This is a genomic window from Micromonospora sp. CPCC 206171 (assembly GCF_036906755.1).
Classification (GTDB): Bacteria; Actinomycetota; Actinomycetes; order Mycobacteriales; family Micromonosporaceae; genus Micromonospora; species Micromonospora purpureochromogenes.
Genome location: NZ_JBAKHT010000007.1, coordinates 1 through 26,370, shown reverse-complemented (window position 1 = coordinate 26,370; position 26,370 = coordinate 1). Strand labels below are relative to the sequence as shown.

General features: G+C 74.6%; 25 protein-coding genes, 2 pseudogenes and 1 riboswitch. Of the genes and pseudogenes, 17 read left to right on the top strand and 10 right to left on the bottom strand.

Features of this window, described 5'->3' with window-relative positions; translation table 11 throughout:
- Position 1: 1 nt before the first annotated feature.
- The 9 genes from V6U89_RS10945 to V6U89_RS10905 are packed head-to-tail and all read left to right on the top strand — an operon-like array spanning position 2 to position 4,941.
- Entirely contained in the window at positions 2–1,210 is a 1,209-nt protein-coding gene (locus V6U89_RS10945; protein WP_334570747.1) for an SRPBCC family protein, read from the top strand.
- Positions 1,207–1,638: a gas vesicle protein GvpJ gene (gvpJ, locus tag V6U89_RS10940; protein WP_247656775.1), complete on the top strand. Its 432-nt coding sequence runs from the start codon at positions 1,207–1,209 to the stop codon at positions 1,636–1,638. The genes V6U89_RS10945 and gvpJ (V6U89_RS10940) overlap by 4 nt, the downstream gene beginning before the upstream one ends.
- 1 nt (position 1,639) lies before the next feature.
- Complete coding sequence (locus V6U89_RS10935) at positions 1,640–2,416, top strand: GvpL/GvpF family gas vesicle protein (protein WP_334570745.1); 777 nt, start codon at positions 1,640–1,642, stop codon at positions 2,414–2,416.
- A 3-nt stretch (positions 2,417–2,419) separates the two neighbouring features.
- The gene (locus V6U89_RS10930) at positions 2,420–2,794 is read left to right on the top strand and encodes a gas vesicle protein GvpG (protein WP_334570744.1); all 375 of its coding nucleotides are present in this window, start codon (positions 2,420–2,422) and stop codon (positions 2,792–2,794) included.
- Positions 2,795–2,799: 5 nt separating this feature from the next.
- Entirely contained in the window at positions 2,800–3,150 is a 351-nt protein-coding gene (locus V6U89_RS10925) for a gas vesicle protein GvpO (protein WP_334570743.1), read from the top strand.
- A gap of 1 nt (position 3,151) precedes the next feature.
- A complete protein-coding gene (gene gvpJ, locus V6U89_RS10920) occupies positions 3,152–3,520 on the top strand; it encodes a gas vesicle protein GvpJ (protein WP_154941509.1) in 369 nt (122 codons plus the stop codon).
- On the top strand, positions 3,504–4,322 hold the full coding sequence (locus tag V6U89_RS10915) for a GvpL/GvpF family gas vesicle protein (protein ID WP_334570742.1): 819 nt from the start codon (positions 3,504–3,506) through the stop codon (positions 4,320–4,322). Before gvpJ (V6U89_RS10920) ends, V6U89_RS10915 begins: the two co-directional genes overlap by 17 nt.
- Complete coding sequence (locus V6U89_RS10910) at positions 4,316–4,576, top strand: gas vesicle protein (RefSeq protein ID WP_334570741.1); 261 nt, start codon at positions 4,316–4,318, stop codon at positions 4,574–4,576. Before V6U89_RS10915 ends, V6U89_RS10910 begins: the two co-directional genes overlap by 7 nt.
- Entirely contained in the window at positions 4,573–4,941 is a 369-nt protein-coding gene (locus V6U89_RS10905) for a gas vesicle protein K (protein WP_334570740.1), read from the top strand. The genes V6U89_RS10910 and V6U89_RS10905 overlap by 4 nt, the downstream gene beginning before the upstream one ends.
- Positions 4,942–5,078: 137 nt before the next feature.
- On the opposite strand, the pseudogene V6U89_RS10900 reads toward V6U89_RS10905, so the two are convergent.
- The 8 genes and pseudogenes from V6U89_RS10900 to V6U89_RS10870 form a co-directional block, all read right to left on the bottom strand.
- Positions 5,079–6,644 (bottom strand): annotated as a pseudogene (locus V6U89_RS10900) (AAA family ATPase); the annotation flags it as partial.
- Positions 6,645–6,800: 156 nt separating this feature from the next.
- Positions 6,801–7,427: pseudogene (locus V6U89_RS30175) on the bottom strand (AAA family ATPase); the annotation flags it as partial.
- A 46-nt stretch (positions 7,428–7,473) separates the two neighbouring features.
- A complete protein-coding gene (locus V6U89_RS10895; protein WP_334570737.1) occupies positions 7,474–7,986 on the bottom strand; it encodes a hypothetical protein in 513 nt (170 codons plus the stop codon).
- A 45-nt stretch (positions 7,987–8,031) separates the two neighbouring features.
- Positions 8,032–8,775, bottom strand: a complete 744-nt coding sequence (locus V6U89_RS10890; protein ID WP_334570736.1) for a GTP-binding protein — start codon at positions 8,773–8,775, stop codon at positions 8,032–8,034.
- Positions 8,753–9,241, bottom strand: coding sequence for a DUF742 domain-containing protein (locus V6U89_RS10885; RefSeq protein WP_334570735.1), 489 nt, complete (start codon positions 9,239–9,241; stop codon positions 8,753–8,755). Before V6U89_RS10885 ends, V6U89_RS10890 begins: the two co-directional genes overlap by 23 nt.
- On the bottom strand, positions 9,238–9,708 hold the full coding sequence (locus tag V6U89_RS10880; RefSeq protein ID WP_154941519.1) for a roadblock/LC7 domain-containing protein: 471 nt from the start codon (positions 9,706–9,708) through the stop codon (positions 9,238–9,240). The genes V6U89_RS10885 and V6U89_RS10880 overlap by 4 nt, the downstream gene beginning before the upstream one ends.
- Positions 9,705–12,473 (bottom strand): sensor histidine kinase, encoded by a 2,769-nt coding sequence (locus tag V6U89_RS10875; RefSeq protein WP_334570734.1) that lies wholly within the window; start codon positions 12,471–12,473, stop codon positions 9,705–9,707. The genes V6U89_RS10880 and V6U89_RS10875 overlap by 4 nt, the downstream gene beginning before the upstream one ends.
- Entirely contained in the window at positions 12,460–13,662 is a 1,203-nt protein-coding gene (locus V6U89_RS10870; RefSeq protein ID WP_334570733.1) for a hypothetical protein, read from the bottom strand. The genes V6U89_RS10875 and V6U89_RS10870 overlap by 14 nt, the downstream gene beginning before the upstream one ends.
- Positions 13,663–14,041: 379 nt before the next feature.
- Here V6U89_RS10870 and V6U89_RS10865 point away from each other — a divergent pair, with 379 nt between their 5' ends.
- From V6U89_RS10865 to V6U89_RS10855, 3 genes are all read left to right on the top strand, one after another.
- Positions 14,042–16,909, top strand: coding sequence for an alpha/beta fold hydrolase (locus tag V6U89_RS10865; protein ID WP_334570732.1), 2,868 nt, complete (start codon positions 14,042–14,044; stop codon positions 16,907–16,909).
- Positions 16,909–17,817 (top strand): ABC transporter permease, encoded by a 909-nt coding sequence (locus V6U89_RS10860; RefSeq protein WP_334570731.1) that lies wholly within the window; start codon positions 16,909–16,911, stop codon positions 17,815–17,817. Before V6U89_RS10865 ends, V6U89_RS10860 begins: the two co-directional genes overlap by 1 nt.
- 121 nt (positions 17,818–17,938) lie before the next feature.
- Positions 17,939–18,388, top strand: a complete 450-nt coding sequence (locus V6U89_RS10855; protein WP_334570730.1) for a DoxX family protein — start codon at positions 17,939–17,941, stop codon at positions 18,386–18,388.
- Between the two features lie 54 nt (positions 18,389–18,442).
- On the opposite strand, the gene V6U89_RS10850 is transcribed toward V6U89_RS10855, so the two are convergent.
- Entirely contained in the window at positions 18,443–19,144 is a 702-nt protein-coding gene (locus tag V6U89_RS10850; protein WP_334570729.1) for a hypothetical protein, read from the bottom strand.
- A gap of 135 nt (positions 19,145–19,279) precedes the next feature.
- A riboswitch (SAM riboswitch) is annotated at positions 19,280–19,412 on the top strand.
- 10 nt (positions 19,413–19,422) lie between these two features.
- On the opposite strand from V6U89_RS10850, the gene thrC reads away from it, so the two are divergent.
- The 3 genes from thrC (at position 19,423) to paaN (ending at position 23,945) form a co-directional block, all read left to right on the top strand.
- Positions 19,423–20,712, top strand: coding sequence for a threonine synthase (thrC, locus tag V6U89_RS10845; RefSeq protein WP_334570728.1), 1,290 nt, complete (start codon positions 19,423–19,425; stop codon positions 20,710–20,712).
- Positions 20,713–21,184: 472 nt separating this feature from the next.
- A complete protein-coding gene (locus V6U89_RS10840; protein ID WP_334570726.1) occupies positions 21,185–22,204 on the top strand; it encodes a GNAT family N-acetyltransferase in 1,020 nt (339 codons plus the stop codon).
- 67 nt (positions 22,205–22,271) lie between these two features.
- Positions 22,272–23,945, top strand: a complete 1,674-nt coding sequence (gene paaN, locus V6U89_RS10835; RefSeq protein WP_334570725.1) for a phenylacetic acid degradation protein PaaN — start codon at positions 22,272–22,274, stop codon at positions 23,943–23,945.
- 187 nt (positions 23,946–24,132) lie between these two features.
- Here paaN and V6U89_RS10830 read toward each other — a convergent pair whose 3' ends face one another.
- On the bottom strand, positions 24,133–24,663 hold the full coding sequence (locus V6U89_RS10830; protein WP_334570724.1) for a GNAT family N-acetyltransferase: 531 nt from the start codon (positions 24,661–24,663) through the stop codon (positions 24,133–24,135).
- Between the two features lie 221 nt (positions 24,664–24,884).
- Here V6U89_RS10830 and V6U89_RS10825 point away from each other — a divergent pair, with 221 nt between their 5' ends.
- Both V6U89_RS10825 and V6U89_RS10820 read left to right on the top strand, forming a co-directional pair.
- Entirely contained in the window at positions 24,885–25,088 is a 204-nt protein-coding gene (locus V6U89_RS10825; RefSeq protein WP_088960044.1) for a cold-shock protein, read from the top strand.
- Between the two features lie 105 nt (positions 25,089–25,193).
- On the top strand, positions 25,194–26,258 hold the full coding sequence (locus V6U89_RS10820; RefSeq protein WP_334570723.1) for a hypothetical protein: 1,065 nt from the start codon (positions 25,194–25,196) through the stop codon (positions 26,256–26,258).
- Positions 26,259–26,370: the final 112 nt, after the last annotated feature.

Sequence of the window (26,370 nt, the reverse complement as noted above, 5' to 3'; positions counted from 1 at the left end):
CATGGCGGCCAACGTTCCCGGCGCCCTGGCCAGCCGGGCGAAGGAGCAGCTCGGCGCCGACCTGCGGGACCTGGCGTCCGCGATCGGCGAGCGGGCCGTCTCGGTGGTCACCGAGCGGATCACCGGCGCCACCGGCCGGCTCAGCGAGTACGCGAAACAGGGCGGCGGCCCCGGCCTGATCGCCGCTGCCACCGGCGCGCAGCAGCTAGCCGAGGGCAAATCCCCCATGAAGGCCATGATCCGGGCCGGCCTGGCCGGCGGTAAGGAGAAGGTGATGTCGGCGTTGGGCCGTGGCGGCGGCAAGGGTGGCAAGGGCGGCGGCAAGAAGCTCAAGGTCACCAACATCGTCGAGACGATCGAGGTCGGCGTGCCGGTCCGGGTCGCGTACAACCAGTGGACCCAGTTCGGCGACTTCCCGAGCTTCATGAAGAAGGTCGAGCAGGCCGACTGTGAGTCGGACGAGAAGATGACCTGGAAGGCGCAGGTCTTCTGGTCGCACCGGAGCTGGGAGTCGACCATCGTCCGGCAGATCCCGGACCGGCTCATCCATTGGCGGTCCAAGGGTGAGAAGGGCTCGGTGGACGGCACCGTCAGCTTCCACGAGCTGGCCCCCGAGCTGACCCGCATCCTGGTGGTCCTGGAGTACCACCCGCAGGGGCTCTTCGAGCACACCGGAAATCTCTGGCGCGCCCAGGGCCGACGGGTCCGGCTGGAGCTGAAGCACTTCGTCCGGCACGTGATGACCAGCACCGTGCTCGCCCCGGACTCCGTCGAGGGCTGGCGGGGCGAGATCGAGGACTCCCAGGTGGTCAAGGACCACGAGACCGCGCTGCGCGAGGAGCAGGAGGCCCGCGAGGAGCAGGAGCAGCGGGGCCGGGCCGAGGAGGCCGAGGAGCAGCCGGAGGAGCCCGAGGAGGAGCGCGAGGAGCGCCGGCCCGCCGAGCGCGGCCGCCGTCGACCGCCGGAGCGCCGCCGGCCCCCGGCGGACGAGTACGACGAGTACGACGAGGGCGAGGACTACGACGAGGGGTACGACGAGGCGGAACCCGAGGAGGAGCCGCCGCCCCCGCCACGCCGGCGACCGGAACGGGCCCGCCGACCCCAGCCTGCGCGCGAGGAGCCGGAGCGCCCTCGGCCGGCGGCCCGACGTGCCCCGGAGGCCCCGCGTCGCCCGGTGGTCCGCCGCCGCCGTGAGGAGCGTGGCGAGTGACTATCGCGACGACCGGTGGACAGGCCGGTGGCGCCCTGGAACGAGGCGGAGGCGGTGCCGGCGGGAGCAACCTCGCCGACGTGGTGGAGACGGTGCTGGACAAGGGCGTGGTGATCGACGCCCAGGTCTCGGTCGCCGTGGTCGGCATCCAGTTGTTGGAGATCAACGCCCGGATCGTGATCGCCAGCGTGGAGACGTACCTGCGGTTCGCCGAGGCGGTCGACCGGCTGAGCATCACCCCGAAGAACCAGAAGGGCCTGCCCGACCTGGTGGGGGATGCGGCCGGTGCGGCGACCAAGGGTAAGGCGATCTCCGGCCTCGGCAAGGCGGCCCAGGAGATCAGCGGTGCGGTGGCGGACTCGCTGAGCGACCGCGGCCGGGACCGACAGCGGGAACGGCCACGCCGACGCCGGGACGAGGAGCGGTGAGATGACCGACGAGCAGGCTCAGCCGGGCGGCGAGCTCGGGCTGTTCATCTACGGCATCGTGCCGTCCGACGTGGAGCCGACCCCGGACGCGGAAGGGGTCGGCGACCCGCCGGGCGAGGTGGCCGCGATCCGGCACGGCGAGCTGGCCGCGCTGGTCAGCGAGGTGGGGTTGGAGGAGCCGATGGGCCGTCCGGCCGACCTGACCGCGTACCAGACGCTGCTGGACGGGACGGCGGCCGTCGCGCCGGTGCTGCCGGTCCGGTTCGGCACGGTGGTGACCGGGCCGGACGCGGTCGAGGACCTGCTGGAGGCCCACCACGACCGGTTCGCCGCCGCCCTCGACGAGTTCGAGGACCGGGTGCAGTACACCGTGCACGGCCGCTTCGACGAGGAGGAGATGATCAGCGACTTCCTGACCGAGAACAGCTCCGCCGCGGCGCTCGCCGACCAGGTGCGCGGCCGGCCGGAGGCGGAGAGCCGGGAAGAGCGGATCCGGCTGGGCGAGATGATCAGCCAAGGGGTGGAGCTGCGCCGGGAGGCGGAGAACCGGGCGTTGATCGACACGCTCACCCCGTACGCGGTGGCGCACGCGCCGCGCCCGCCGAGCAGCGAGCTGGACGCGATGAACGTCGCCTTCCTGGTCGACGCCGACGAGGAGGAGGAGTTCGTCCGGGTGCTGGAGGAGTTCGCCGAGCAGCGTCGGGACCTGATCCGGATGCGGCTGCTCGGGCCGCTCGCCCCGTACGACTTCGTCAGCGCGCACCAGCTGGTGGAGTGACCGGTGGACATCCTCTGGACGCTGCTGACCCTGCCGTACGCCCCGGTGCGGGGGCTCACCTCGGTGGTCAAGGTGATCGCCCGGGAGGCCGAGTCGCGGCAGTACGACCCGGCCAACATCCGGCGCGAGCTGGAGGAGCTGGACCGGGCGGCGGAGGCCGGCGACATCACCCCGGAGGAACGGGACCGGGGACAGCAGCGGGTCCTGGACCGGTTGACCGGCGTCGGCGGTGCCGGGGCGGACAGCGCCACCGGCGGGGCGGACACCACCGCCGCGCCGGCCCGCCCGCCCCGGCGGCCCGCCGCCCGTCGAAGGGCGGCGGGCCAGGTACGGCGGGTGGACCGGCGAGACGACCCCGAACGACGGCGAGGGAGGTGAGCGGGATGGCCCCAGGACGGGTGCGGGGAGACGGCGACCGCGAGCGCCGGCAGGAGCCGGTGCGGCAGGACGACCGGTACGACGACGAGGACTACGAGCCGGTCTCGGCCGCCGAGGCGGCCCGCGAGGGGCTGCGCCAGCTCGTCGGCCTGACCGGCAAGGACCCGCTCGGCGTCACCTCGATCCAGCCCACCGACGACGGCTGGCTGGTCGGGGTGGAGGTGGTGGAGGACCACCGCATCCCGGCCTCCACCGACCTGCTCGGCCTCTACGAGGTCGAACTCGACATGGCGGGTGGCCTGCTGGGCTACCGGCGGACGCGCCGCTACCAGCGGGGCAAGGGCGACGGGGGTTGAGATGACCAGTCCGCGGCCAGCGGTGGTGCAGAACACCGGCCAGGTGATGGGCGCCGGGCACGAGCCGGCCAACCTCGGCGACATCCTCGAACGGGTGCTCGACCGGGGCATCGTGATCGCCGGCGACATCCGGGTCAGCCTGCTCGACATCGAGCTGCTGACGTTGAAGTTGCGGCTGGTCATCGCCTCGGTGGACACCGCCCGGCAGATCGGCATCGACTGGTGGGAGCACGATCCTTGGCTCAGCTCGAAGGCCCGCCCGCCGGTCGAGCCGGGGCCGCGCGACCCGGAGCAGGTGGAGGCGGAACGCCGGCCCAGGGTGGCCCGGCGGGCGGCCGCAAGGGAGGGGTGGAATGAGTACGGCACTTGATCCGGCGGTCACCGTCGGCGCCTGGCTGCACGGTGTGGTCCGCGACCCGGACCCGGCCGCCCTGGCCGCGGTCCCCGGCATGAACGGTGGGCCGGTGCGGGCCGTCCGGGCCGCCGGCCTGGCGGCGGTGGTCAGCGCCGCGCCGCTGACCGAGTACGGCGAGGAGGCGCTGCGCCGCAACCTGGAGGACCTGGCCTGGCTGGAGCGCGCGGCGCGGGCGCACCACGCGGTGGTGGACGCGCTCAGCCGGGCCGGCGCGGTGGTGCCGGCCCGGCTGGCCACCGTGCACCACGACGACACCCGGGTCGCCGCCATGCTCGCCGAGCGGCAGGCCGAGCTGACCGCGACGCTGCACCGGCTCACCGGTCGCGGCGAGTGGGGCGTCAAGGGGTACGTGGTGCCGGGCGCCCTGCCCCGCACCGAGGCGGCCGACGGCGGGGGCGGGGCGGGTGCGGCGTACCTGCGGCGGCGCCGGGCCGAGCTGACCGCCCGCGACGAGGGGCAGCGGATCGCCGGCGAGGCCGCCGCGGCGGTGCACGCCGCCCTCGCCGGGTACGCCGCGGCGGCGCGCCGGCACGCCCCCCAGGACCGGCGGCTCTCCGGCGCCCCGACCGCCATGGTGCTCAACGGCGCGTACCTGGTGGAGAGCGCCGGGGTGGCGGGCTTCGCCGCGCTGGTCCGGGAACTCGCCGACCGGCACCCGGAGATCCGGCTGGAGCTGACCGGCCCGTGGCCGCCGTACTCCTTCGTGGCGAACGGTCCGGAGGAGCCCGCGCACACCGTCCGGGAGTCGGCGTGGTGACCACCTCGCTCGCCCCGAGCAGTGCCGACGACCCGTTGGCCTACCGCCCGGTCGCGCTGGTCGACCTCCTCGACCGGGTGCTCGCCACCGGTGTGGTGATCTCCGGCGACATCACCCTGGCCATCGCCGACATCGACCTGGTCCGCATCTCGCTGCGCGCGCTGGTCGCGTCGGTCGGCGCGCTCACCCCGCCCGAGCTGCCCGATCCGCTCGGGTCGTCCGGTGTCGTGGTGCTGCCCGGGGAGGTCGGGTGACCCGGCCGGGGCCGCGCCGGGACGAGGCGGCCGACCTGGCCGCGGCCCTCGGCGAGACGGCCGCCTGGCAGGCGCCCCGGGTGACGCCGCTGGACCGACGGCTCGCCGTCGACCGGGACTCCGTCGAGCGGGGGCTGGCCAGCCTCGTGCTCACCGTGATCGAGCTGCTGCGGCAGCTGATGGAACGGCAGGCGCTGCGCCGGGTCGACCTCGGCGACCTCAGCGAGGAGCAGATCGAACGGGTGGGCGCCACGCTGATGGCACTGGAGGCGCAGATGACCGAGCTGCGCGAGTACTTCGGCCTCGCCCCCGAGGACCTCAACCTCGACCTTGGCCCGCTGGGCCCACTGCTGCCCACCGACTGAGGCCCCCCGGCGGCCACCCCATTCGTCGGGGGCAGCTCCGGCGGCGGACACCACCGTGAGCGTGATACCGCAGAGTCATCCTGATACCTCTGAGGTATCACGCTCGTGCGGGGTGTGGTCCGCAGCCGAGCCGCCCGTCAGCGTGCCGCCTGCTTCTCCGCGTACGCGACCAGCCAGGCCACCTGTGCCGGGTCGAGTGAGGGGCGCACCCGCTTCCGGGCGGTGGCCACGTGCGCGGCGGTGACCGTGGACGCGGCCAGCGACTCGCGCATCGCGGCCAGCGCGGCCTCCCGGACCAGCGCGGCGCAGTCCGCCGCCGAGAAGCCGTCCAGCTCCCCGCCGAGCGCGGCGAGGTCCACCTCCGGCGCGAGCGGCACGGTCCGGGACGCGGCGCGCAGGATCTCCGCCCGGGCGGGACCGTCCGGCGGCGGCACGTACACCAGCCGTTCCAGCCGGCCGGGGCGCAACAGTGCGGGGTCGACCAGGTCCGGCCGGTTGGTCGCGGCGACCACCACCACGTTGCGCAGCGCCTCCACCCCGTCCAGCTCGGTGAGGAGCGCGGCGACCACCCGGTCGGTCGTACCCCCGTCGCTGGCCTGCCCGCGCACCGGGGCCAGCGCGTCCACCTCGTCGAGAAAGACCAGCGTGGGCGCGGCCTCGCGGGCCCGGCGGAACAACTCCCGGACGGCGCGTTCGCTCTCGCCGACCCACTTGGAGAGCAGCTCCGCGCCCTTCACCGACAGCACGTTCGCCCGGCCCGACCCGGCCAGCGCCGTCACCAGGTAGGTCTTGCCGCACCCGGGCGGGCCGTAGAGCAGCACCCCCCGGGGTGGCTGCACGCCCAGCCGGGCGAAGGTGTCCGGATAGGTCAACGGCCACAGCACCGACTCGGTGAGGCTCTGCTTCACCTCGACCAGGTCGCCGACGTCGTCCAGGGTGACCGAGGCGAGCTCCAGGGTGGACGCCGCCATGGTGGTCGGCCGGACCACCTCCAGCGCCGCCGTGAAATCGGCCATCGCCACCGTCGGCCGTTCGACCGCCTTCTGCCGCAGGGCCGCGCGCACCCCGGCCTCGCGCACCAGCGCGGCCAGGTCGGCGGCGACGAAACCGGGGGTACGGCCGGCGACCTCGTCCAGCCGGACGTCCTCGGCCAGCGGCACCTGCCGGGTCAGCACGGTGAGCTGCTCGCGGCGCAGCGCGGGATCAGGCAGCGGGACGGTGATCCGCAGGGAGAGCAGGTCCGGGGCGCGCAGCGCCGGGTCGACCGCCTCGGGGCGGGAGGTGGTGCAGACCACGGCCGCCCCCGCGCGGACGGTCTCCGCGATCGCCTGGCGGAACACGGTGGCCAGGGGACCGGGCTCCTCGGCCGGGGCCAGCGCCTCCACGTCGGTGACCAGGAGCACGGCCGGCCCGCCGGCGCGTACCTCGGTGGCGGCCTCGCGGAGCCGGCGGGCCGCCGCGTCGTTGCTCAGCGCGGCCAGCTCGGGTGCCCAGAGCGGGCGCACCCGTGCGCCGACGGCGGCGGCGACCGCCCGGACCAGCGCCGACTTGCCGGAGCCGGCCGGCCCGCTGATCAGCACGCCGAGCGAGACGGTGGTGCCGAGCCGGCCCAGCACCTCGCGGTGGTGGAAGCCGAGGTCGAGTAGCTCGGTCAACTCCTCGGCCTGGGTACGCAGCCCGGGCAGCTCGTCCACGTGCGGCGCCTCGTCCGCCACGACCGTCCCGCTGCCGTCCAATCCGCCGTCCAGCCCGGTGCCGTCGAGCCCGGCGCCACTCCGGTGCCGGAGCGGCCCGCCCGGGGCGTGGGCCGTGCCGTTCCGGCCCGTCCCGGTGGTGGGGTGGCCGCCCGGCGCCGAGCCGGGCGTGAGGCGGGCGGTGGTGGGCCGGGCCGGTCCCGGCGAGCCGTGGGTGGCCGGGCCGTGCTCCCAGCCGACCACGGTGTCCATGGTGACCAGCGCGCCCGCGTCCGGCTCGGCGGCCACGACGGTGAGCAGGGTGCTGGTCCAGGCGTACCCGACGGTGTTGGCGAGGCTGCGCCGCGCGGCCTCGACCAGGCTGCGCACCGAGGCGTCCGGGAGCACGTCCTGCGGCAGCAGGGAGACGTCGTCGCCGGGGGTGACCATCTTGCCCAGCAGCGCGAGCCGCAGCATCTCCGGCGACACCGCGGCCACCACCGCCACCGGGCCGCTCAGCGTCACCCGGCGAGCGGGGACCACCGCCGCCGGGCCGATCGTCACCCGGCCACCGTCCCGCAGCCCGAGGTTGCCCAGTATCAGATCGTCGGCGTAGAGCAGGGTGGCGCTCGCGGTCGGCTCGGCGGGCGCGACGATGCCGGCGGTCACCCGCCGGCCGGCCAGCCGCACCGGGTCACCGGGGCGCAACGCCAGCGCGGTCAGCACCTCCGGGTGCAGCCGTACGATGCCCCGTCGGGCGTCCAGCGCGGCAGGCCGCAGGCTCGCGGTGAGGGTCAGGTCCGGTTCGGCCACCGCCCGACAGTAGCGGCCTCCGACACGGCCCGCCGGGCCGTCACGGTCAGCGGTCGTCGGCGAGCAGCGACGGGTCCCGGCGGATCATCTCGGCCAGCCGGGCCGCCTGGTCGGCGCCGGTCCCGTCCCGGCCCGCCGACCACACCGGCCCGGTGTTGACCGGCCTCGGCCAGGGCGGCGGGGACGTAACCGTGTTCTCCGCGGCGACCGTCACCGCCGTGTCCGCCCAGTCGACCCGCAGCGGGTACGTCCGGCCCTCGTGTTCCACCCGCACCACGACGGACAACCCGGGGTGCTCGGCCACCACCCGGCGGACCGCCTCGGCGACCTCCTCCACCGGGTCGCGCCCGTCGGCGGTCGACCGTCCCACGTCGGTCCGCGCCACCTCCGGCCGGCCGGCCGGGGCCCACCCCGGGCCGTTCGACCGCCCGGGGTGGCCGGTCGCCTCGAAGGCGACGGTCGACTCCCCGGCCTCCTCGCCCGGCTCGCCCGCCCGGCGCCGCAGCGCCTCCTCCCGGCGGGCCAACCGGGCCAGCGTCTCGTCCAGACCACCTCTCATCACGTCCCCCTTCTCCTGATGAACGGGTCGTACCGGCGAGGAGGTTCACGTCCCCCTCTCCTGGGTGGCGCGGTCCAGCGCACGGTCCAGGACGACCAGCAGCGCGTCCCGCACCGAGAGCCGGTCCCGGGCGTCGAACCGCACCAGCGGCACCTGGTCGCCGATCGCCAGCGCCCACCGGATCGCCCCCAGGTCGTGCGCCAGCCGTCCGTCGAAGGCGTTCACCCCGACGACGAACGGCAGCCCGGCCCGCTCGAAGAAGTCGATGGCCGGGTAGCAGTCGTCCAGCCGGGCGCTGTCCACCACCACCAGCGCGCCGAGCGCGCCCCGGGCCAGGTCCTCCCACATGAACCCGAACCGGGCCTGCCCGGGCGTGCCGAACAGGTAGAGCTTGAGGCTGCGGTCGATGGTGACGCAGCCGAAGTCCATCGCCACCGTGGTGGTGGTCTTCGTGCTCCGTACGCCCGGGTCGTCCACGCCGATGCCCGCGCTGGTCATCGACGCCTCGGTGGTCAGCGGGGCGATCTCGGAGATCGCGCCGACCGTGGTGGTCTTGCCGACGCCGAACCCCCCGGCGACCAGGATCTTCACCGGGATCGGCGGCCGGCCACCCGGTGCGGTCCGGCCCGCCGCGCCCGGGACGGCCGGCGGCCGGTACGGCGGCGGCGGGGCCGTGGGCGGTACGTCCTGACCACCGCCGGCCGGGCTGCCGTAGCGGGCGGAGGCGCTGTTCGAGGAGACCCCGCCCAGCGGGGCGACCGGCCATTCAGGAGATCGCACGGAGTCCATCAATCACTCGCAGGATGATGTCGGGGTCGAGGGCATCGTCGACGTCGCCGACGTGCACGTCGAGGTGGCCGGCGGCCCGCAGGTCGCTGACCAGCACGCAGGCCACGCCGAAGTGCATCCGCATCCGGGCGGAGATCTCGGCGACCGAGATCGGATCAGCGCAGAGCGCGATGATCGCCTGCGACTCCGGGGCGAGCCGGGCCGCCGGGGTGGCCGTCCACGGGCCGCCCCCCGGTCGTGCGGTCACCTGGGTCTCCAGCCCGATCGCCGGGTCGGTGCCGGTGACCCGCCCGGCGGTGAGCACGAACGGGCGCGGGCCGGCCGGCCGCTCGGCCTGCGGATCGGGCCCGGGCGCCGGCCTCGTCGCCGGTACGCCTTCGCCGGTCGGTGCCGGCGTCCGCAGGTAGGGACGGATCCGGACCGTCGGGTCCGGGTCCGGTTCCTCGCCGGCGGCCTGCGGGGTCATTGCTGAACGGCGTTCTTCAGCTCAGCGATGAGGGTCGGGCTGAGGGCGCCGCCGGCCCGCCCGGCGAAGAGGGTCATCTCGTACGCCACGGTGCCCAGGTTGGCCGACCGGTCGGCGACGACACCGAGCACCGAGCCGCTGCTGATCGCGCTGATCAGCAGGTAACCGTCGGCCATGTCCACGATCACCCGGTTCAGGCCGCCGAGGGCGTACCAGCTCGCTGCGCCGCCGGCCAGGCTCGTCATGCCGGAGACGACGGCGGCGAGCCGCTCGGCGTTGGACCGGTCCTTGATGGCCGACATGGCCATCAGCAGCCCGTCCGAGGAGACGGCGATCGCCTCCAGGACCCCGGCCGTGCTCGACGTGAACGAGTCCAGCAGCCAGTTGAAGGTGCGCGCCTCCGGGCTGAGGTCGGGCCCGGCGTGGGTCGGGTGGTCGACGTTGTCGTGCAGGAAGGGGCTGGTCACCGTGATGATTCCTCTTCGTCGTGGCGGTGGTCGGTGTTGACTTCACGCAGAGCCCGGGCGACGCCCGCCTCGAACTGGCTGATCAGCTCCCGGACCTCGGTCGGGTCCTGCGGCGGCTGGCTCACCGGGGCCTGCTGCGGCGGGGTGACCGCCAGATTGGCCCCGGGCACCCGTCGGCTCAGCCGTGGCCGGTCCGGGGTGGCGCCGAGGTCGGCCCAGCCGGACTGCTCGGCCCGGCGTACCCCGGACTGGAACTGCTCGACCAGCGTCCGGGCGGCGTCCGGGTCCGCGCCGGTGGCGTCCACCGGACCGACCGCCGGCTCGGCCGGGGGCAGGGTCGCCCCCGGCACCCGCTGCCGGACCGTCGGCGCCCCGGCCCCGCCGGTCGGTGGCCAGGCCGGCGGGGCGGCCGGCGCGAAGAGCGACGGCGCGGGCACCGCCGGGGCGGGCGGCGCCTCCGCCCACGGTGGGTCGGCCGGCGGCGCGAAGAGCGACGGCGCGAGCGACATCTCCACCGACTGCGGCGCGGGGGCCGGCGGCCGGCCGGCGACCGGCACGTCCGCGCCGGTCGGCGCGGGCCGGCCGGCGATCTCGTCGGGCCGGCGCCGTCGCGGCAACCCGCCGGGGACGGCCCAGCCCTCCGCGGCGTCCGCGTCGGGCTGCCGGATCTCCAGGAACGCGGTGCCCCCGGTCGATGCCGCCCCGGTGCCGAACGCGTCCCAGGATTCGCCGGCCGCCATCGTGCGGGTGGCCCGGCTCAGCAGCGCGGGATCGAAGGCGGCGGCCGGGCTCCCGGCCGGCGCCGCGGTGAGCGCGCGGCCGGACCGGGCCGGGTCGATCGCGGCGGCCGGCGACCGCCGGTCCCGGGTCGGTACGGCGGCCCGCGCCACGGTCGCGCCGGCCGGGTCGGCCTGCCGTACCACCAGCAGCGGGTGCGGCACGTCCAGCCGGGCGGTGACCCCGCCACCGGCGGTCGGGGCGAGGCGCACCGTCCAGCCGTGCCGGCGGGCCAGCCGGCCCACCACGAAGAGGCCGAGCACCTCGGTGGGGGCCAGGTCCAGCCGCTCCCGGCGGGTCAGCCGGGCGTTCTCCTCGGCCAGCCGGTCCTCGGTCATGCCGATGCCCCGGTCCACCACGCAGATCCGGGCGCCGGTCCCGGTCAGCTCGGCGGAGACCACCACCCGGGTGTGCGGCGGGGAGAAGACGGTGGCGTTCTCCATCAGCTCGGCCAGCGCCAGCACCAGGTCGCCGGCGATGGCGGGCGTGGCGGAGACCTCGGCCGGCACCTGCACGTCGACCCGGGTGTAGTCCTCGATCTCGCCCAGCGCCAGCCGTACCGCGTCGGCCAGCGGCACCGGGGCGACGTGTCCGTCGCTGCCGGTCGCGCCCGAGAGCACCACCAGGCTGCCCGCGTTGCGGCGCAGCCGGCTGGAGATGTGGTCCAGCCGGTACAGGTGCGCCAGCCGGCCCGGGTCGGTCTCCTGCCGCTCCAGCCGGTCGATCAGCGCGATCTGCCGGCCGACCAGGTTCTGGGTACGCCGTCCGACGTGGCCGAACATCTGTGCCACGTTGCGCCGGCCGGCCACCTGGCGCTCGACCAGCCGGGCGGCGGTGCTCTGCACCCGCTCGAAGGCGCGGGCCAGGTCGCCGATCTCGTCCCGGGCCCGGACGTCGACCGGGTCGAGGCGTACCGGGGGGCCGCTGTCGGACTCGTCGTCGGCGACCCGCACCAGCTCGGCCTCGGCGACCCGGGCCACCCGGTCCGCGGAGCGGGTGAGTCGGGTCAGCGGCCGGGCGACCGTACGGGCCACCGCGACGCTGAGCAGCACCACGGTCAGCAGGACCAGGCCGGCCGCCCCGGCCACCAGCCAGGCCGTGGTGAGCGCCCAGCGCTTGTCGGCGGTGGTCTGGGCGATGACGTCGGCGACGACCTTCTTCTCCACGAACTGGCCGAGGGTGATCATCGAACGGACCGACGGGAAGAGGGCGTCCAGCGGGACGTCCCGGATCGCCGCGATCGGGTCCTGGACGCTGTCGACGAGGAAGGTCGGGCTCGTCCGGGCGGCGACCGCCGCGTCGTCCAGCAGCGCGAGCTGGTACTGCTCCGGGGTGGTCAGGCTGCGGAACCGCAGGTTGTCCACCTGGAGCGCGGCCATACAGGCGATGTAGGAGGCGGACACCCGTGGGTTGCTGGTCGCCTTGACCAGCACGATCAGGGTGGCGCAGGCGCCCAGCCCCTCGTCGGCCCGCAGCAGCGCGTCCAGCGCCAGCACCTGCCGGCCGGCCGAGGTGCTGGTGTCGACCTTCGACGGCAGCTTCAACGAATCGATCAGGGCCATGTCGATCGGCCCGTACGCCTCCATCACCTGGTTCGGGGTGGCGGCCCGGGTGAGTACCAGGGTGCGCAGCCCGGCGAGTTCGTGCACCCCGTCCAGGGCGGCCGTGGTCTCGGCGGAGAGCCGGCCGGCGTACTCGGCGCGCAGGTCGGCGACCCGGTCGTCCACCGTGGCCGCCTTCTGGATCAGCTCGCTGCGCTGTACCCGGCCGAGCAGCAGCCCCACCGACATGACGCGTTCCTGCTGGAGGTCCTGGACCAGGCTGCCGATCCGGCTGGCCAGCCGTACGGTGTCGGCGGTCTCGCCGGCCCGCTGGGCGGCGGCGACCCGGTCGAGCACCACCGGTACGGCCAGCCCGACCGTGCTGAGCAGCGGGATGAAGACCAGCAGGGCGAGCCTTCCCCGGATCCGGAGCCTACCGAGCAGCATCGAAGGGCCCCCAGCGTCCGGATCCGCCGTCGCGGCCCGAGCCGGCCGGCTGGAGCAGCCGGTGGTCCTCCGGGCGGATGCCCCGCTCCGCCGCCGGCGGCGCCCAGCGCTGCGGCTCGGGCACCGTGCCGGGGTCGCCGTCGCCCGCGCGCCGGGCCTCGGCGGCGTGCCGCCGCGCCCGCCGGTACGCGGCGATCAGCAGGCCGGCGAGGACCAGCACGAGCAGCAGCGCCGCGGCGGCAGCCCCGGCGGCCAGCCGGCGGTCCCGGTCGTACGAGTCGATCCGCTCGGTCAGCAGCGCGTCGAGCTGGTCGAGGATGACCGGCTGGAGCTGCCGGGCGGCGGACTGCGCGTTGAGCCGGGCGGCGGCGACCTGGCCGGGGTCGGCGAGCCCGGTCTTCGACCCGGCGCTCGGCACGGAGAAGGCGGCGAGCGCCTCGACGGCACGCTGGTAGGTGTCCAGCGGGGTGAGCACGTTGGCGCCGAGGTCGGTGCTCTCCGAGCTGTCCACCGCCTCGCGCAGGTCGGCGACCAGGTCGGTGGCGGAGGCGAGCGCGCCGACCCTCAGTTCGGCCAGTTCACCCTGGGTGCGGGGGCGTTCGGCGGCCGGCCGGGTGGCGCCGAGCACGCTCAGGTCGGCGAGCCGGCCGGCGGCGACCATCGCGGTCGGCAGGTCCAGGCCGATGCTGTCCTGGAGGAAGAAGGAGTCCTGTCGGGGGTCGCGGACCAGACCGGAGCTCTCCCGCACCTTGCGGTGCAGGGCCAGCAGCAGGTCGGTGACCTCCCCGTACGCGACGAAGGCGGCCTCCGGGTCGGTGAGCGGCCGGTCCGGCAGCGCCTCCAGCTTGGCGCGCAGGCCGGCCCACCGCTCGTGGCTGCGCAGCTCGTCGCCGATGCGCACGTCGACCCCGGCGGCGTCCCGGACGGCCCGGTCCAGCGCGTCGCGGCCGGCGGGACGGCCGGCCACCGCGGCGGACTGGGCGTCCACCAGCGCCTCGGTCACCGGGCCGAGCGCGCGCAGGTACTCGACGCCGAGTCGTTCCCGGACCGCCAGGTCCCGGTCGTCGTCGGTGAGGCGGTGGTGCTGCGCGAAGAGGAAGGCCACCGGCGCCAGCATCGCCACGACGAGCAGCAGCGGCAGCACGCGGCCGGAGGGCCGTCGACGGACCCGCTGCGCGGGGACGGTCATGGGTCTGTCTCCTCCGGCGACGGCGGGGGATCTCCTCCGGGTGTCGGGGGTCGCCGATGGAGTCCCGTACACCGGACCGGAAAACTAACCGACCCGGCCCTGGCTCATGCCGTGGTTGTTCAGTCAGTTTCACGTCACTACGAGCGATGTCACATGCCGTTTGCTGATCGCCACGGAAAGTGCCGTCGGGGACGCCGTCATGGTCTGATCCGAGTCGATTTCGGAGCGAAGATCGGAATTCACGCGATCCGAAGTCGTCCCCCCGGTCATGGTCTGGACGGCGCGCGGTCGATCGATCCCGTTCGTCGATCGGACGAACCGGACGGACGTACGGAGGATCCCAGCCAACGCTCAGGAACCGGGCCGTACCGTGAGCCACATGAGATCACCGCTGTCGGCCGCGTGGCTGCGGCGCATCCTGGCCAGCCGTCGCCGGGTCGCAGTCGCGTCGGTGGTCGTCGTGCTGCTGGTCGCCGCCGCCGTCTGGGCGGCCCGACCGGACCGGCCCGGCTTCCGTACCGAGTCCGCTCTGGTCACCGTCCGATCCGGACCGGCCGGCGACCAGCCGGTCGAACTGGACACCACGCTCTGGCTGCCCGAGGGCGCCTCGGCCGACCGCAGGGTGCCGGCGGTGCTGCTGGCGCACGGCTTCGGCGGTACGAAGGACTCGGTCCGGTCCGACGCGGAGGATCTGGTCACCCGCGGCTACGCCGTGCTGACCTGGACCGCGCGGGGCTTCGGCCGCAGCGGCGGCGAGATCCACCTGGACCACCCCGACTACGAGATCCGGGACGCCCAGCGGCTGCTGGACCGGCTCGCGGAGCGACCGGAGATCCGCACCGACGCCGCCGGCGACCCCCGGGTGGGCGTGGTCGGCGGCTCGTACGGCGGCGGCCTGGCCCTGCTGCTGGCCGCTCAGGACCAGCGGGTCGACGCGATCGTTCCGATGATCACCTGGAACGACCTCTCCCGGGCCTTCCTCCCGGAGAGCACCGGCCGGCCGGCGACCGACGGCGTGTTCAAGAAGGGCTGGGCCGGGATCTTCTTCGGCGGCGGCGGCAACGCGGGCTCCGGGCCGGCCGGTCTCTCCGGCACCTCGGCCGCCCAGCCGGAGGGCGCTCCCGCCTCGGCCGGACCGGCCAGCCCGGCGCCGGGCGCGGGACCGGGCACCGGCCCAGGGTCGGGCCCCGCACCGGCCGCCGACCCGTCCTGCGGTCGGTTCGCCGCCGACGTCTGCGCGGCGTACCTGCGGATCGCCACCAGCGGGCGGGCCGACCAGGCGGCGGTGGACCTGCTGCGCCGCTCCTCCCCGGCCGGCGTCCTCGACCGGATCAAGGCGCCGACCCTGCTGGTGCAGGGCGAGGCGGACAGCCTCTTCCCGCTGACCGAGGCGGACGCCAACGCGCGCGGCATCGCCGCCGCCGGCACTCCGGTGCGGGTGGCCTGGTTCACCGGCGGACACGACGGTGGCACCGGGCCGACCAGCGACTCCGACCGGGTGAAGTTCCTGACCGCGCAGTGGCTGGACCACTACGTCAAGGGCGAGGGGGCGGCTCCCGGCGACGGCTTCACCTTCTCCCGGATCGCCGGCTTCGACGCCCTCGACCGGGGGCTGGTGGCCACCGGCTACCGCACCGCCGACTACCCGGGCGTCGCCGGGGACGCCCGGCGCGAGATCGCCGTCACCGGTCCGGCCCAGCCGATCGCCAACCCGCCGAACGGCAACCCGGCGGCGATCTCCTCGGTGCCCTTCGCCGGCGCGCTCGGCTCGCTGCTCGGCGGGGTGGCCGGCGACGTTCCCGGCCAGCACGCCCGGTTCGAGTCGGCCCCGCTGGCCGACGCGGTGGACGTCGCCGGGTCACCCACCTTCGCGCTTCGGGCGGCCTCGCCGACCGGTGCGGCGGTGCTCTTCGTCAAGCTCTACGACGTCGACCCGAACGGCGCCGCGACGCTTCCCGACGGACTGGTCGCCCCGGTGCGGCTGACCGGCCTGCCGAAGAGCCTCGACGGCGCGCGGCCGGTCACCGTCACGCTGCCGGCGATCGTCCGCCGGATCGAGGCCGGGCACCGGCTGCGGGTCGTGGTCGCCACCTCCGACCAGGCGTACACCACGCCCGCCGAGCCGACCGTCTACACGGTGGCGGCGGGCGACGCCCCGGTCAGCCTGCCGACGGTCGACGCCGAGCCGATCCCCACCACCGCCACCGTCTGGCGCTGGGTGCTGGTCGGGCTGCTCGCCGCGATCGCGGTGGGGCTCGCCGTGGTCGTCGCCGTCGCCCGCCGCCGGCACCGCCGCCAGGACAGCTCGATCCACCCGGAGTACGCGGGCGTCCCGCTCGCCGTCCGCCAGCTCCGCAAGGAGTACGCCGACGGCTTCGTCGCGGTTTCCAACGTGGACTTCGAGGTGCACCCCGGCCAGGTGGTCGGGCTGCTCGGGCCGAACGGCGCGGGCAAGACCACCACCCTGCGGGTGCTGATGGGGCTGACCCAGCCCACCGCCGGCGAGATCTACGTCTTCGGGCACCGGCTGGTGCCGGGCTCGCCGGTGCTGTCCCGGATCGGCGCGCTGGTCGAGGGGCCCGGCTTCCTGCCGCACCTGTCCGGGCTGGAGAACCTGAGGGCGTACTGGCGGGCCACCGGGCGGCCGGCCGCCGACGCGCACTTCGACGAGGCGCTGGAGATCGCCGGCCTGGGCGACTCGGTGCACCGGCGGATCAAGAACTACAGCCACGGCATGAAGCAGCGGCTGGCCATCGCGCAGGCCATGCTCGGCCTGCCGGAGCTGTTGGTGCTGGACGAGCCGACCGACGGGCTCGACCCGCCGCAGATCGCCGAGATGCGCCGGGTGCTCCAGCGGTACGCCACCGACGGCCGGGCGGTGCTGGTCTCCAGCCACCTGCTCGCCGAGGTGGAGCAGACCTGCACCCACGCGGTGGTGGTCAACAAGGGCCGGATCGTCGCCTCCGGGCCGGTCGAGGAGATCGTCGGCGATTCGCCGAGCGTGCTCTTCGACGTGACCGACCCGGCCGCTGCGCGGGTCGTGCTGGACGGCCTCAAGGGGGTCCGGGTGCTGCCCGACGGTGCCGGCGGCCTGGTGGTCGACACCAACGGCACCGCGCGCAGTGAGGTGGTGGCGGAGCTGGTCCGGGCCGGGATCGGGGTGGACCGGGTGGTGCCGCGGCGCCGCCTGGAGGACGCGTTCCTCGCCCTGGTGGGCGAGAACTCTCGGGGAAGCGGGGACCGGTGATGGCGGGCTCATCCATCGACACGGCGGGTCCGGCCGACGTCGGCCGGGTCGGCCCGGGCGGGGCGGCGGCCGGCTACCGGCCGTCGGCGACCCTGCCGTTCGCGGCCGAGTTCCGCCGGCAGGCGTCGCGGCGGCGCACCCAGCTGGCGCTGGGGTTCATGGTGCTGCTGCCGCTGATCATCCTGATCGCCTTCCAGTTCGACTCCGGCGGCGACGACGACAACGGGCGCAACGAGTTCGGCAGCCTGGTCGACCTGGCCACCTCGGGCGGGCTCAACTTCACCCTCTTCTCGATCTTCGTCTCGGCGTCGTTCCTGCTGGTCGTGGTGGTGGCCCTGTTCTGCGGGGACACCGTGGCCAGCGAGGCGAGCTGGGGCAGTCTGCGCTACCTGCTGGCGGTGCCGGTGCCCCGGTCCCGGCTGCTCGCGGTGAAGCTGCTGGTCGCGCTCGCGTACTCGGCGCTGGCCCTGCTGCTGCTGGCCGGCACCGCCCTGCTCGCCGGCACCCTCCGGTACGGCTGGGAGCCGCTGCGCAGCCAGGTCGCCGCGGAACTGGCGCCGACCGACGGGCTGCTGCGGCTGCTGGCGGTGCTCGGCTACCTGGCGGTCGTCCTGCTGGTGGTGGCGGGACTGGCATTCCTGCTGTCGGTGACCACGGACGCCGCGCTCGGCGCGGTCGGCGGTGCGGTACTGCTCTGGATCCTCTCCAGCATCCTGGACCAGATCACCGCCCTCGGCGGGCTGCGCAACCTCCTGCCGACGCACTACAGCACGGCCTGGCTCGGCCTGCTCTCCACTCCGGTGCAGACCGACGACGTGGTGGGGGGTGCGATCTCGGCGGTGAGCTACGCGACGCTCTTCTGGGGGCTCGCCTTCTGGCGGTTCACCCGAAAGGATGTCACGAGCTGACGGCGGGGTGGCCTGAGCGTTAAATCGCCCAGACGGCGCGTCCGTTAACAAAAAGTTCATTAGGTCGGATATTTCCTGGCTGATCCTGGGTGCAGCGTTCCACTCACCCGGAGGTAGCGAGATGAATCTCGACCGGTTCAACGGACCCGCCCTGTCCCTCTTCCGTATGGTCATCGGCCTGCTCTTCCTCTGCCACGGCCTGTCGTCGCTCTTCGGCGTGCTCGGTGGCGCGCGCGGCACAGGCGAATCGCTGCCCGTGGGGCAGTGGCCGGGTTGGTGGGCGGCGCTGATCCAGGCGGTCTGCGGCACGCTGGTGCTGCTCGGGCTCCTCACCCGGCCGGCCGCGCTGCTCGCCTCCGGCTCGATGGCGTACGCCTACTTCGTCGTGCATCAGCCGGACGGCCTGTTGCCGATACACAACAACGGCGAACTCGCCGCCCTGTTCTGCTGGGCGTTCGCCCTGGTGGTCGTGCTCGGTCCGGGCAGTTGGGCGCTCGACCGCCTGGTCGGTCGACGGCGCGCCGGCGTGGCCACCCCGGCGCCGGCGGGCCGGAACTCCGTACCCGCCTGACCCGCCGGCCGCCCGCCGCCGGAGCCGTTCGGCACGGCTCCGGCGGCGATGCGGTCAGGGCGTGTACGGCGCGTCGGTGTGGCCCACCTCGGCCAGCGTCGGGCCCGTGAGCTTGTACGTCGACGTGCGCCTGATGTCCAGCTCGGCCATGCTCTTGCCGTCGCTGCGGGTCAGCCAGACGACGGTGGCCTGCTGCCCGGCCACCTTGACCGACAGGACCGGGGTGCGGTCGCCGAGATCGGCCAGCGCCCGGAAGGCCGGCTTGCCGCCGCTGTTGCGCCAGACGAGCACGGTGAAGAAGGTGCCGCTGCCCCCGCCGTTCAGCGCGACCACGCCGACCGCGTCGGCCGCCCCGTCGCCGTCGAGGTCGCCGATCCCGCACGGCTTCTGCAACAGCACGGTCGCGCCGTCCTCGCCGGACCACTGGCCCTCGGTGAGCGGCAGGTGGTCCGGGTAGCCGTTGTAGGGCACCTTGGCGCTGCCGACGTGCGCACCGGCGAGCTGCTTGCAGGTCAGCGCGGGGGCGGCGGGCGGCTTCGGCTTCATTGTCAGGGTCTCCGCCGGCGCGGGCGCGGCCGGCGCCGCCGTGGTCGGCGTGGCGCTGGGGGCGATGGCGGCCGGAGCCGCGGCGGTGGACGCGTCCGCGGACGGGGTGACGGTGGTGGACGCGGTGTCGGTCGTCCCGGTGTCACCTCCGCACGCGGTGAGCAGGCAGACCAGCGTGACGGCCGCGAAGCTCGGCAGGGTCCGGCGCATGGGCGGAAGGTTCCTCTCTCGACGGGATCGCCCGCACCGTACTGACCGCCCGCCGCCCACGGCCTCCGCTCACAGCGTGGGAACCGGGGTCGGGTTCGGGCCGCGGAACTTCTAGACTCGGTGGCACAACTGCATACCTCATCCAGAGGGGCTGAGGGATACGGCCCGACGACGCCCCGGCAACCACCCGCACGCTCGATGACGAGCGGACGCGGGCAGGTGCCAATTCCGTCCCCGCCGCAGGGTGCGATGCGGGGAAAGATGAGAGGACTCTCGACATGACGTCGACGCTTCCCGCCGCCCCCGGCATCGACACGACCGCCAGCCCGGCCCGCGCCCTGGTCTGCCGCGCCTGTTCCGCGCGCTACCCGCTCGCCGCCCAGCACGCCTGCTACGAGTGTTTCGGGCCGCTGGAGGTCGACTACGACAGCGCCGCCCTGGCCGCCGTCACCCGGGAGCGGATCGAGGCCGGCCCGCAGAACATCTGGCGGTACGCCGCCCTGCTCCCCGCCGGCCAGGACCCGGCCACCCGGGTGACGCTCGACCCGGGGCTGACCCCGCTGGTCGCCGCCCCGCACCTGGCCGCCGAGCTGGGCATCACCGGGCCGCTCTGGGTCAAGGACGACAGCGCCAACCCGACCCACTCGTTCAAGGACCGGGTGGTCTCGGTGGCGCTGACCGCCGCCCGCGCGCTCGGCTTCACCCGGTTCGCCTGCGCCTCCACCGGCAACCTGGCCAACTCGGTCGCCGCCCACGCGGCCCGGGCCGGCGTGCCCTCGGTGGTCTTCATCCCCGGCGACCTGGAGCAGGGCAAGGTGGTCACCACCGCCGTCTACGGCGGCGAACTGGTCGCCATCGACGGGTCGTACGACGACGTGAACCGGCTCTGCGGCGAGCTGGTGGAGACCGACGAGTTCGAGGACACCGCGTTCGTCAACGTCAACGTCCGCCCGTACTACGCGGAGGGCTCCAAGACCCTCGGCTACGAGGTGGCCGAGCAGCTCGGCTGGCGGATCCCGGCCCAGGTGGTCATCCCGATGGCCAGCGGCGAGCTGCTCACCAAGATCGACAAGGCGTTCTCCGAGCTGGTCGAGATCGGCCTGGTCGAGGCGCCGGCCGGTGGCTGGAAGGTCTTCGGCGCCCAGTCCGCCGGCTGCAACCCGATCGCGGTCGCGCTGCACGGCGACAGCGACACCATCGTCCCGGTCAAGCCGACCGGCATCGCCAAGTCGCTGAACATCGGCGACCCGGCCGCCGGCCTCTACGCGCTGGAGGCGGTGCGCCGCACCGGCGGCTGGATGGAGTACGTGGACGACGAGGAGATCCGGGCCGGCATCCGGCTGCTCGCCCGGACCACCGGGGTGTTCGCCGAGACGGCCGGCGGGGTGACCGTGGCGGTGCTGCGCAAGCTGGTCGAGTCCGGCCGGCTCGACCCGACCGCGGAGACCGTCGTGTTCAACACCGGCGAGGGACTGAAGACCATCGACGCGGTCGCCGGTCAGGTCGGCCCGACCCACCGGATCAAGCCCTCGCTGCGCGCCGCCCGCGACGCCGGCCTCCTCGCCTGACGCCCGCCGCCCCGCCGCCTTCGGCGCCCGCCGGTCGGCCCGCTTGATCGAGCGCGCCACCCACGGGGTGTCGGCCGGCGGGGTGACCCCGTTTGCGGCGTGTCGCGCCCTCCCGCCGCCGGGACACCGCGACACGCCGCAAACCGAGGGGGGCGGCGGGCGGTGGCGGCGCGGTCGGAGCGGGGCGAGGTCGGCCGGGCGGGGGAGGGCGGATCGCCCGGACGGGGGATCGGGTCGATCCGCCGGGTAACTGGCTTTTCGCTGTGAGTGTGGAAAACCCGCCGACAAGGACTTGACGACAGGAACCGGACGGCGCAAGATGCTCCGTGCGGGAGGGCGATCCGCCGGAGACTTTGAGTTCTTACGACCCAACGCCGGAGGCGTTGTGTGGACGTCCCTCCCGACCAACGTTCGAACGGGCCAGCGAGAAAATCGCTGGCCCGTTCGCTTTCCGGGCCGCAGGCTCACCGGCATGGGCATCTCCCTCACGCCGCTGGAGCCGACCGACCAGACCGGCGTCGACGCGGCGTACCGGATCGGGGCGGCGGTCACCGACGCGGACGCGCCGGACCTCCCGCCGTACTGCCGGCGGCGCTTCGAGGCGCTGGTCCGGCACCCGATGCCGGGCCTCGTCGTGCACTGGGCGCTGGCCCGGCTCGACGGGGTGCCGGCCGGCTGGCTCCGCCTCGAGCTGCCGCAACTGGACAACACCGACAACGCCGCCGCCGAGCTGGTGGTGCATCCGGCGTACCGGCGGCGGGGCGTCGGCCGGGCGCTGCACGAGCACGGGGTGCGGCTGCTGCGCGACGCGGGGCGCAAGCGGGTGGTGGGGGAGGTCGTCTCGGCCCTGCCGGACGGCCCCGCGCGCGACCCCGCCGGAGCGGCCTTCGCCGCCGTGGTCGGCGCCCGCCCCGCGCTGGCGGCGGTGCGCCGCCGGCTGGACACCACCACCCTCGACCGGTCCGCGTTGGACACCCTGCTGGCCGGCGCCCGGAGCGCGGCCGCCGGCTACCGCACGGTCCGCTGGCAGCAGGCCACCCCCCAGGAGTACGTCGACGACGTCGCCTACCTGGAGGGCCGGCTGATGACCGACGCGCCCCTGGGCGACCTGGAGTGGGAGCAGGAGCGGGTCGACGCGGACCGGATCCGGGGCGTCGAGCGGGCGCTCGACCTCCGGGGCAGCCGCCGCTACCACGTCGCGGCGGTCGACGAGCGCTCCGGCCGGCTGGTCGCCTGGAGCATGCTCAGCCTCGGCGCCAGCGCGGACTGGCACGCCTGGCAGCAGATCACCATCGTCGACCCGGCCCACCGCGGCCACCGGCTGGGCCTGCTCACCAAGATCGAGAACCTGGGGCACGCCCTGGCGTACGAGCCGGCGCTGCGCGCGATCGACACCTTCAACGCGGCGGAGAACGGGCACATGATCCGGATCAACGAGCAGCTCGGCTTCCGGCCGGTCGACGCCTCGACGGAGTGGCAGCTGACGCTCTGACCGGTGACGATCCCACTTGTGACACTGCTCTACTGATCTGGGACCGACCTGTTGCATGATGGCGGGCATGACGGAGACCCCGCACCCCCTGTACGACAGGCACGCCGACACCCTGAACCGTGCGCTGACCGCCATCACGGAGCGGGGATACTGGTCCGCCTATCCCGAGTCACCCAGCCCCCGCGTGTACGGCGAGACCGCCGCCGCCGACGGTAAGGCCGCCTTCGAGGCGTACCTGAAGGGCGACTTCCCCCTCGACCAGCCCGGCTCGGGCGACCGGGTCGCCACCGAGACCAGCCCCTTCGGGCTGGAGCTGAACGTGCGCTACCCGCACGCCGGCGCCGACGAGCTGGTCGCCGCCGCCTCGGCCGCCCTGCCGGCCTGGCGCGACGCCGGCCCGCAGACCCGGGTGGGCGTCTGCCTGGAGATCCTCGACCGGCTGCACAAGCACATCTTCGAGCTCGCCAACGCGGTGCAGTTCACCAGCGGCCAGGCGTTCGTGATGGCCTTCCAGGCCGGCGGCGCGCACGCGCTGGACCGCGCGCTGGAGGCGCTCGCCTACGCGTACGCCGAGATGACCCGGCACCCGGGGACGGCCGGCTGGGAGAAGGCGGCCGGCAAGGGCGACCCGCTGCGGATGACCAAGACGTTCCACGTGGTGCCCCGGGGCGTGGCGCTGGTGATCGGCTGCAACACCTTCCCCACCTGGAACTCGTATCCGGGTCTCTTCGCCTCGCTGGTCACCGGCAACCCGGTGGTCGTCAAGCCGCACCCGCGCGCGGTGCTGCCGCTGGCCATCACCGTCCGGTACGCCCGCGAGGTGCTGGCCGAGGCCGGCTTCGACCCCAACCTGGTGCTGCTCGCCCCCGAGGGGCCGGGCGAGAAGCTCGCCTCCACCCTGGCGCTGCACCCCGCCGTGAAGATCGTCGACTTCACCGGCTCCACCGAGTACGGCGACTGGCTGGAGGCGAACGCCCGGCAGGCGGCCGTCTACACCGAGAAGGCCGGCCTGAACACGGTGGTCATCGACTCCACCGACGACTTCGTCGGGATGTGCCGCAACCTCGGCTTCACGCTGACCCTGTACAGCGGCCAGATGTGCACCACCTCGCAGAACATCCTCATTCCGGCCGGCGGCATCGAGACCGACCAGGGGCACAAGAGCTTCGACGAGGTGGCCGCCGGCATCGCCGGCGCGGTCGCCAAGCTCACCGCCGATCCGGCGCGCGGGGTCGAGCTCACCGGCGCCATCGTCAACGACGGGGTGCTGGAGCGGCTCGACGAGGTGACCAAGGTCGGCGAGCCGGTGCTGGAGTCGCGTACCGTCGAGCACCCGGCGCTGCCCGGCGCGGTGGTGCGGACGCCGACCATCGTCAAGCTGGCCGCCGACGACACCGCGACCTACGGCCGCGAGTGGTTCGGGCCGATCTCCTTCGTCATCGCCACCGACTCCACCGCGCACAGCCTGGAGATCATGCGCGCGACGGTGGGGGAGAAGGGCGCGCTGACCGCCGGCGTCTACTCCACCGACGAGGCCGTGCTGGACGCGACCGAGGCCGCCGCGGTCGACGTCGGCGTGCACCTGTCCTGCAACCTGACCGGCGGGGTCTTCGTGAACCAGTCGGCCGCGTTCTCGGACTTCCACGGCAGCGGCGCCAACCCGGCCGCGAACGCGGCGCTGACCGATGGGGCGTACGTGGCTAACCGGTTCCGGATCGTGCAGAGTCGGCGGCACGTCTAGGTCTTCGCCGTTCGTCCAGGTCGGGGTTTCCGGGGGGAGCCCACCCGCTCCAGGCGGTCAGGCTTGATCCTTCCGCGGGTGGCTCCCCCCGGCCTGCCATGTCCGCTGTCCCTGGGAGGGGCGCCGCCTCCATCGGGGTGCTGGCCTGGTGGGGCTCCGGCCGGTGCGGGGTGTCCGTGGCGGGAGGTCAGGCAGGGCGGCGCATCTGGAGTTCGCGCATGGCGGGGACGGTGGGGTGCGGGACGCGCACGCCGGTGTCGGTGAAGCCCAGCCGCTGGTAGGCGCGGTAGGCGCGGTCGTTGCCGACCACCACTTCCAGCAGCAGTTCCGGGCGACCGGCCGCGCGGGACCAGGCGGCCACCCCGTCGATCAGGTCGGCCAACAGGCCGCTGCCCCGCCAGGTGGGGGTCACGTAGACGGCGTAGACGACGGTCAGGCCCGGCTCGTCGGGGGAGGCGATGCCGCCGGCGTGGCCGACGAGCCGGCCACCGGGGTCGGCGACGAACTGCGCGGTGTGGTCGCCCCGGGAGACGGCCGCGATCCGGGCCGCGTAGTCGGCGTGCGGGCGGGCGGCGGCCTGGGCGACGGTCTCCAGGAACGCCAGCGGCGCGTCCGCGAGCATCTCCAGCCGCAGCGCCCGCATCCGGGCGGCGTCCTCGGGGCGTACCCGGCGGACCGTGGCTCTCCGGGCTTCCGGGCGGGCCGGGGCAGGTGTCATGTCCGCATGCATACCGCAGCGACCGTCGCCAATGGACGGCGGTCCGTGGAGCACCCGGAATATGCCCGATTTGTGGTCGTGCGCCGCCGTCACGCCTCGTGTAGCGTGCGATTTCGGTCACCGATTCAGCGGCCCTCACCGATCGCCGAAGCGGTGGTCCTCCGGTGCCGCTCCGCCGGCCCCGGGGTCGTGGAACGCCGCGCAGAGTGAGGAAGTGCACCGTGGCACAGGGCACCGTGAAGTGGTTCAACGCCGAGAAGGGCTACGGCTTCATCGCCGTCGACGGCGGCCAGGACGTCTTCGTCCACTTCTCCGCCATCGAGATGGACGGCTACAAGGCGCTGGACGACGGGCAGCGGGTGGAGTTCGACATCGCCCAGGGCCAGAAGGGCCCGCAGGCCGAGCGGGTGCGCGTCATCGCCTGAGTGGCGTCCGGGTTTCGCTCGTCGGCCGGCCCCCCCAGGGGGCAGCGGCGCGGGCGGGCACCAGGGAAGATCGTGAGCCGATCCAGCCGTCGCTGAGGAGCGCTCATGTCCGACCAGTCCCCGTCGGGTCCGCCCGGACCCGATCCCGTGGACCCGCCCGCGCCGGGCGGCCCGGTCGGGCCCGCCGGCCCGTACCCGGGTTGGGTCTTCCCGCCCACCGGCGGCTACCCGCCCAGCTCCGACCCGTACGCCGGCTTCCCGCCGGTCCACCCGCCGTACGCCGGCTACCCGCCGTACGCCGGGCAGCTTCCGTACGGCTGGCCGGCCGCCGGCGGATGGGACCCGGCCGACCCGCTGGTGAACCCACCGCACGCGGGTATCGACGGCTGGTTCACCCGGTGCGCCGGCGCGCTGCGGCGCGGCTGGCGCACGCTGCTGCCGATCATGCTGCTCACCCAGGCGCTCCCCGCCGCGGTGCTGTCGATCATCTCGCTCGGGCTGGACCAGACCGCGGAGCCGGTGCCGGCCGACGGCTCGCTGCCCGAGGGCTTCCTGGGCGACCTGCTGACCTTCGGCGGCACGACGCTGGTTGCCATCCTGCTGCTCTACCTGTTCCAGAGCGTGGGCTGGGCGGCCGGCACCTGGGTGGTCACCCGGCAGGCGGCCGGCGAGCCGGCCGACCTCGGCGGTGCGCTGCGCTACGGCCTGCGCCGGGCGCCCGGTCTGTTCGGCTGGACCCTGCTGGTCGGTCTGCTCGTCACGGTTGGTTTCTGCTTCTGCGTGATACCCGGCGTCTACCTCGCCTTCGCGCTCGCCCTGGCCGGCCCGGTCTACCTCTTCGAGCGGCAGAACCCGATCGGGCGTTCCTTCCACCTTTTCCGCAGCCGGCTCGGCATGGTGCCGGCCCGGATCGCGCTGGTGGCGGCGGCGGTCGTCGCCGGGACCGTGGTCGGCGCGGTGCTGGAGGCCGTCGGCACCGCGCCGCTGGGCGCCGACCCGTTCGCGGCGCCGGGCACCGCGGTGGGCGCCGTCGTGGTGGTCACGCTGACCGCGGTGCTGGTCGTCCCGGTCTACCTGGTCCAGCTCGTCGGGCTGATCGTGACGTACGCCGAGCAGCGGGCCCACGAGGGGCCGGTGAACGCCGCGCGACTGGCGGCGGAACTCGGCTGACTGTGAGCATGGCGGGGTCGGCTCAGTGGTGGTGAGCTGATAGCTGGCAGTAGCGGGCGTGACCCATCGTCTGACTGGCCTTTGTGCCTTCGGCCGGACTTGTCCGCCTGCT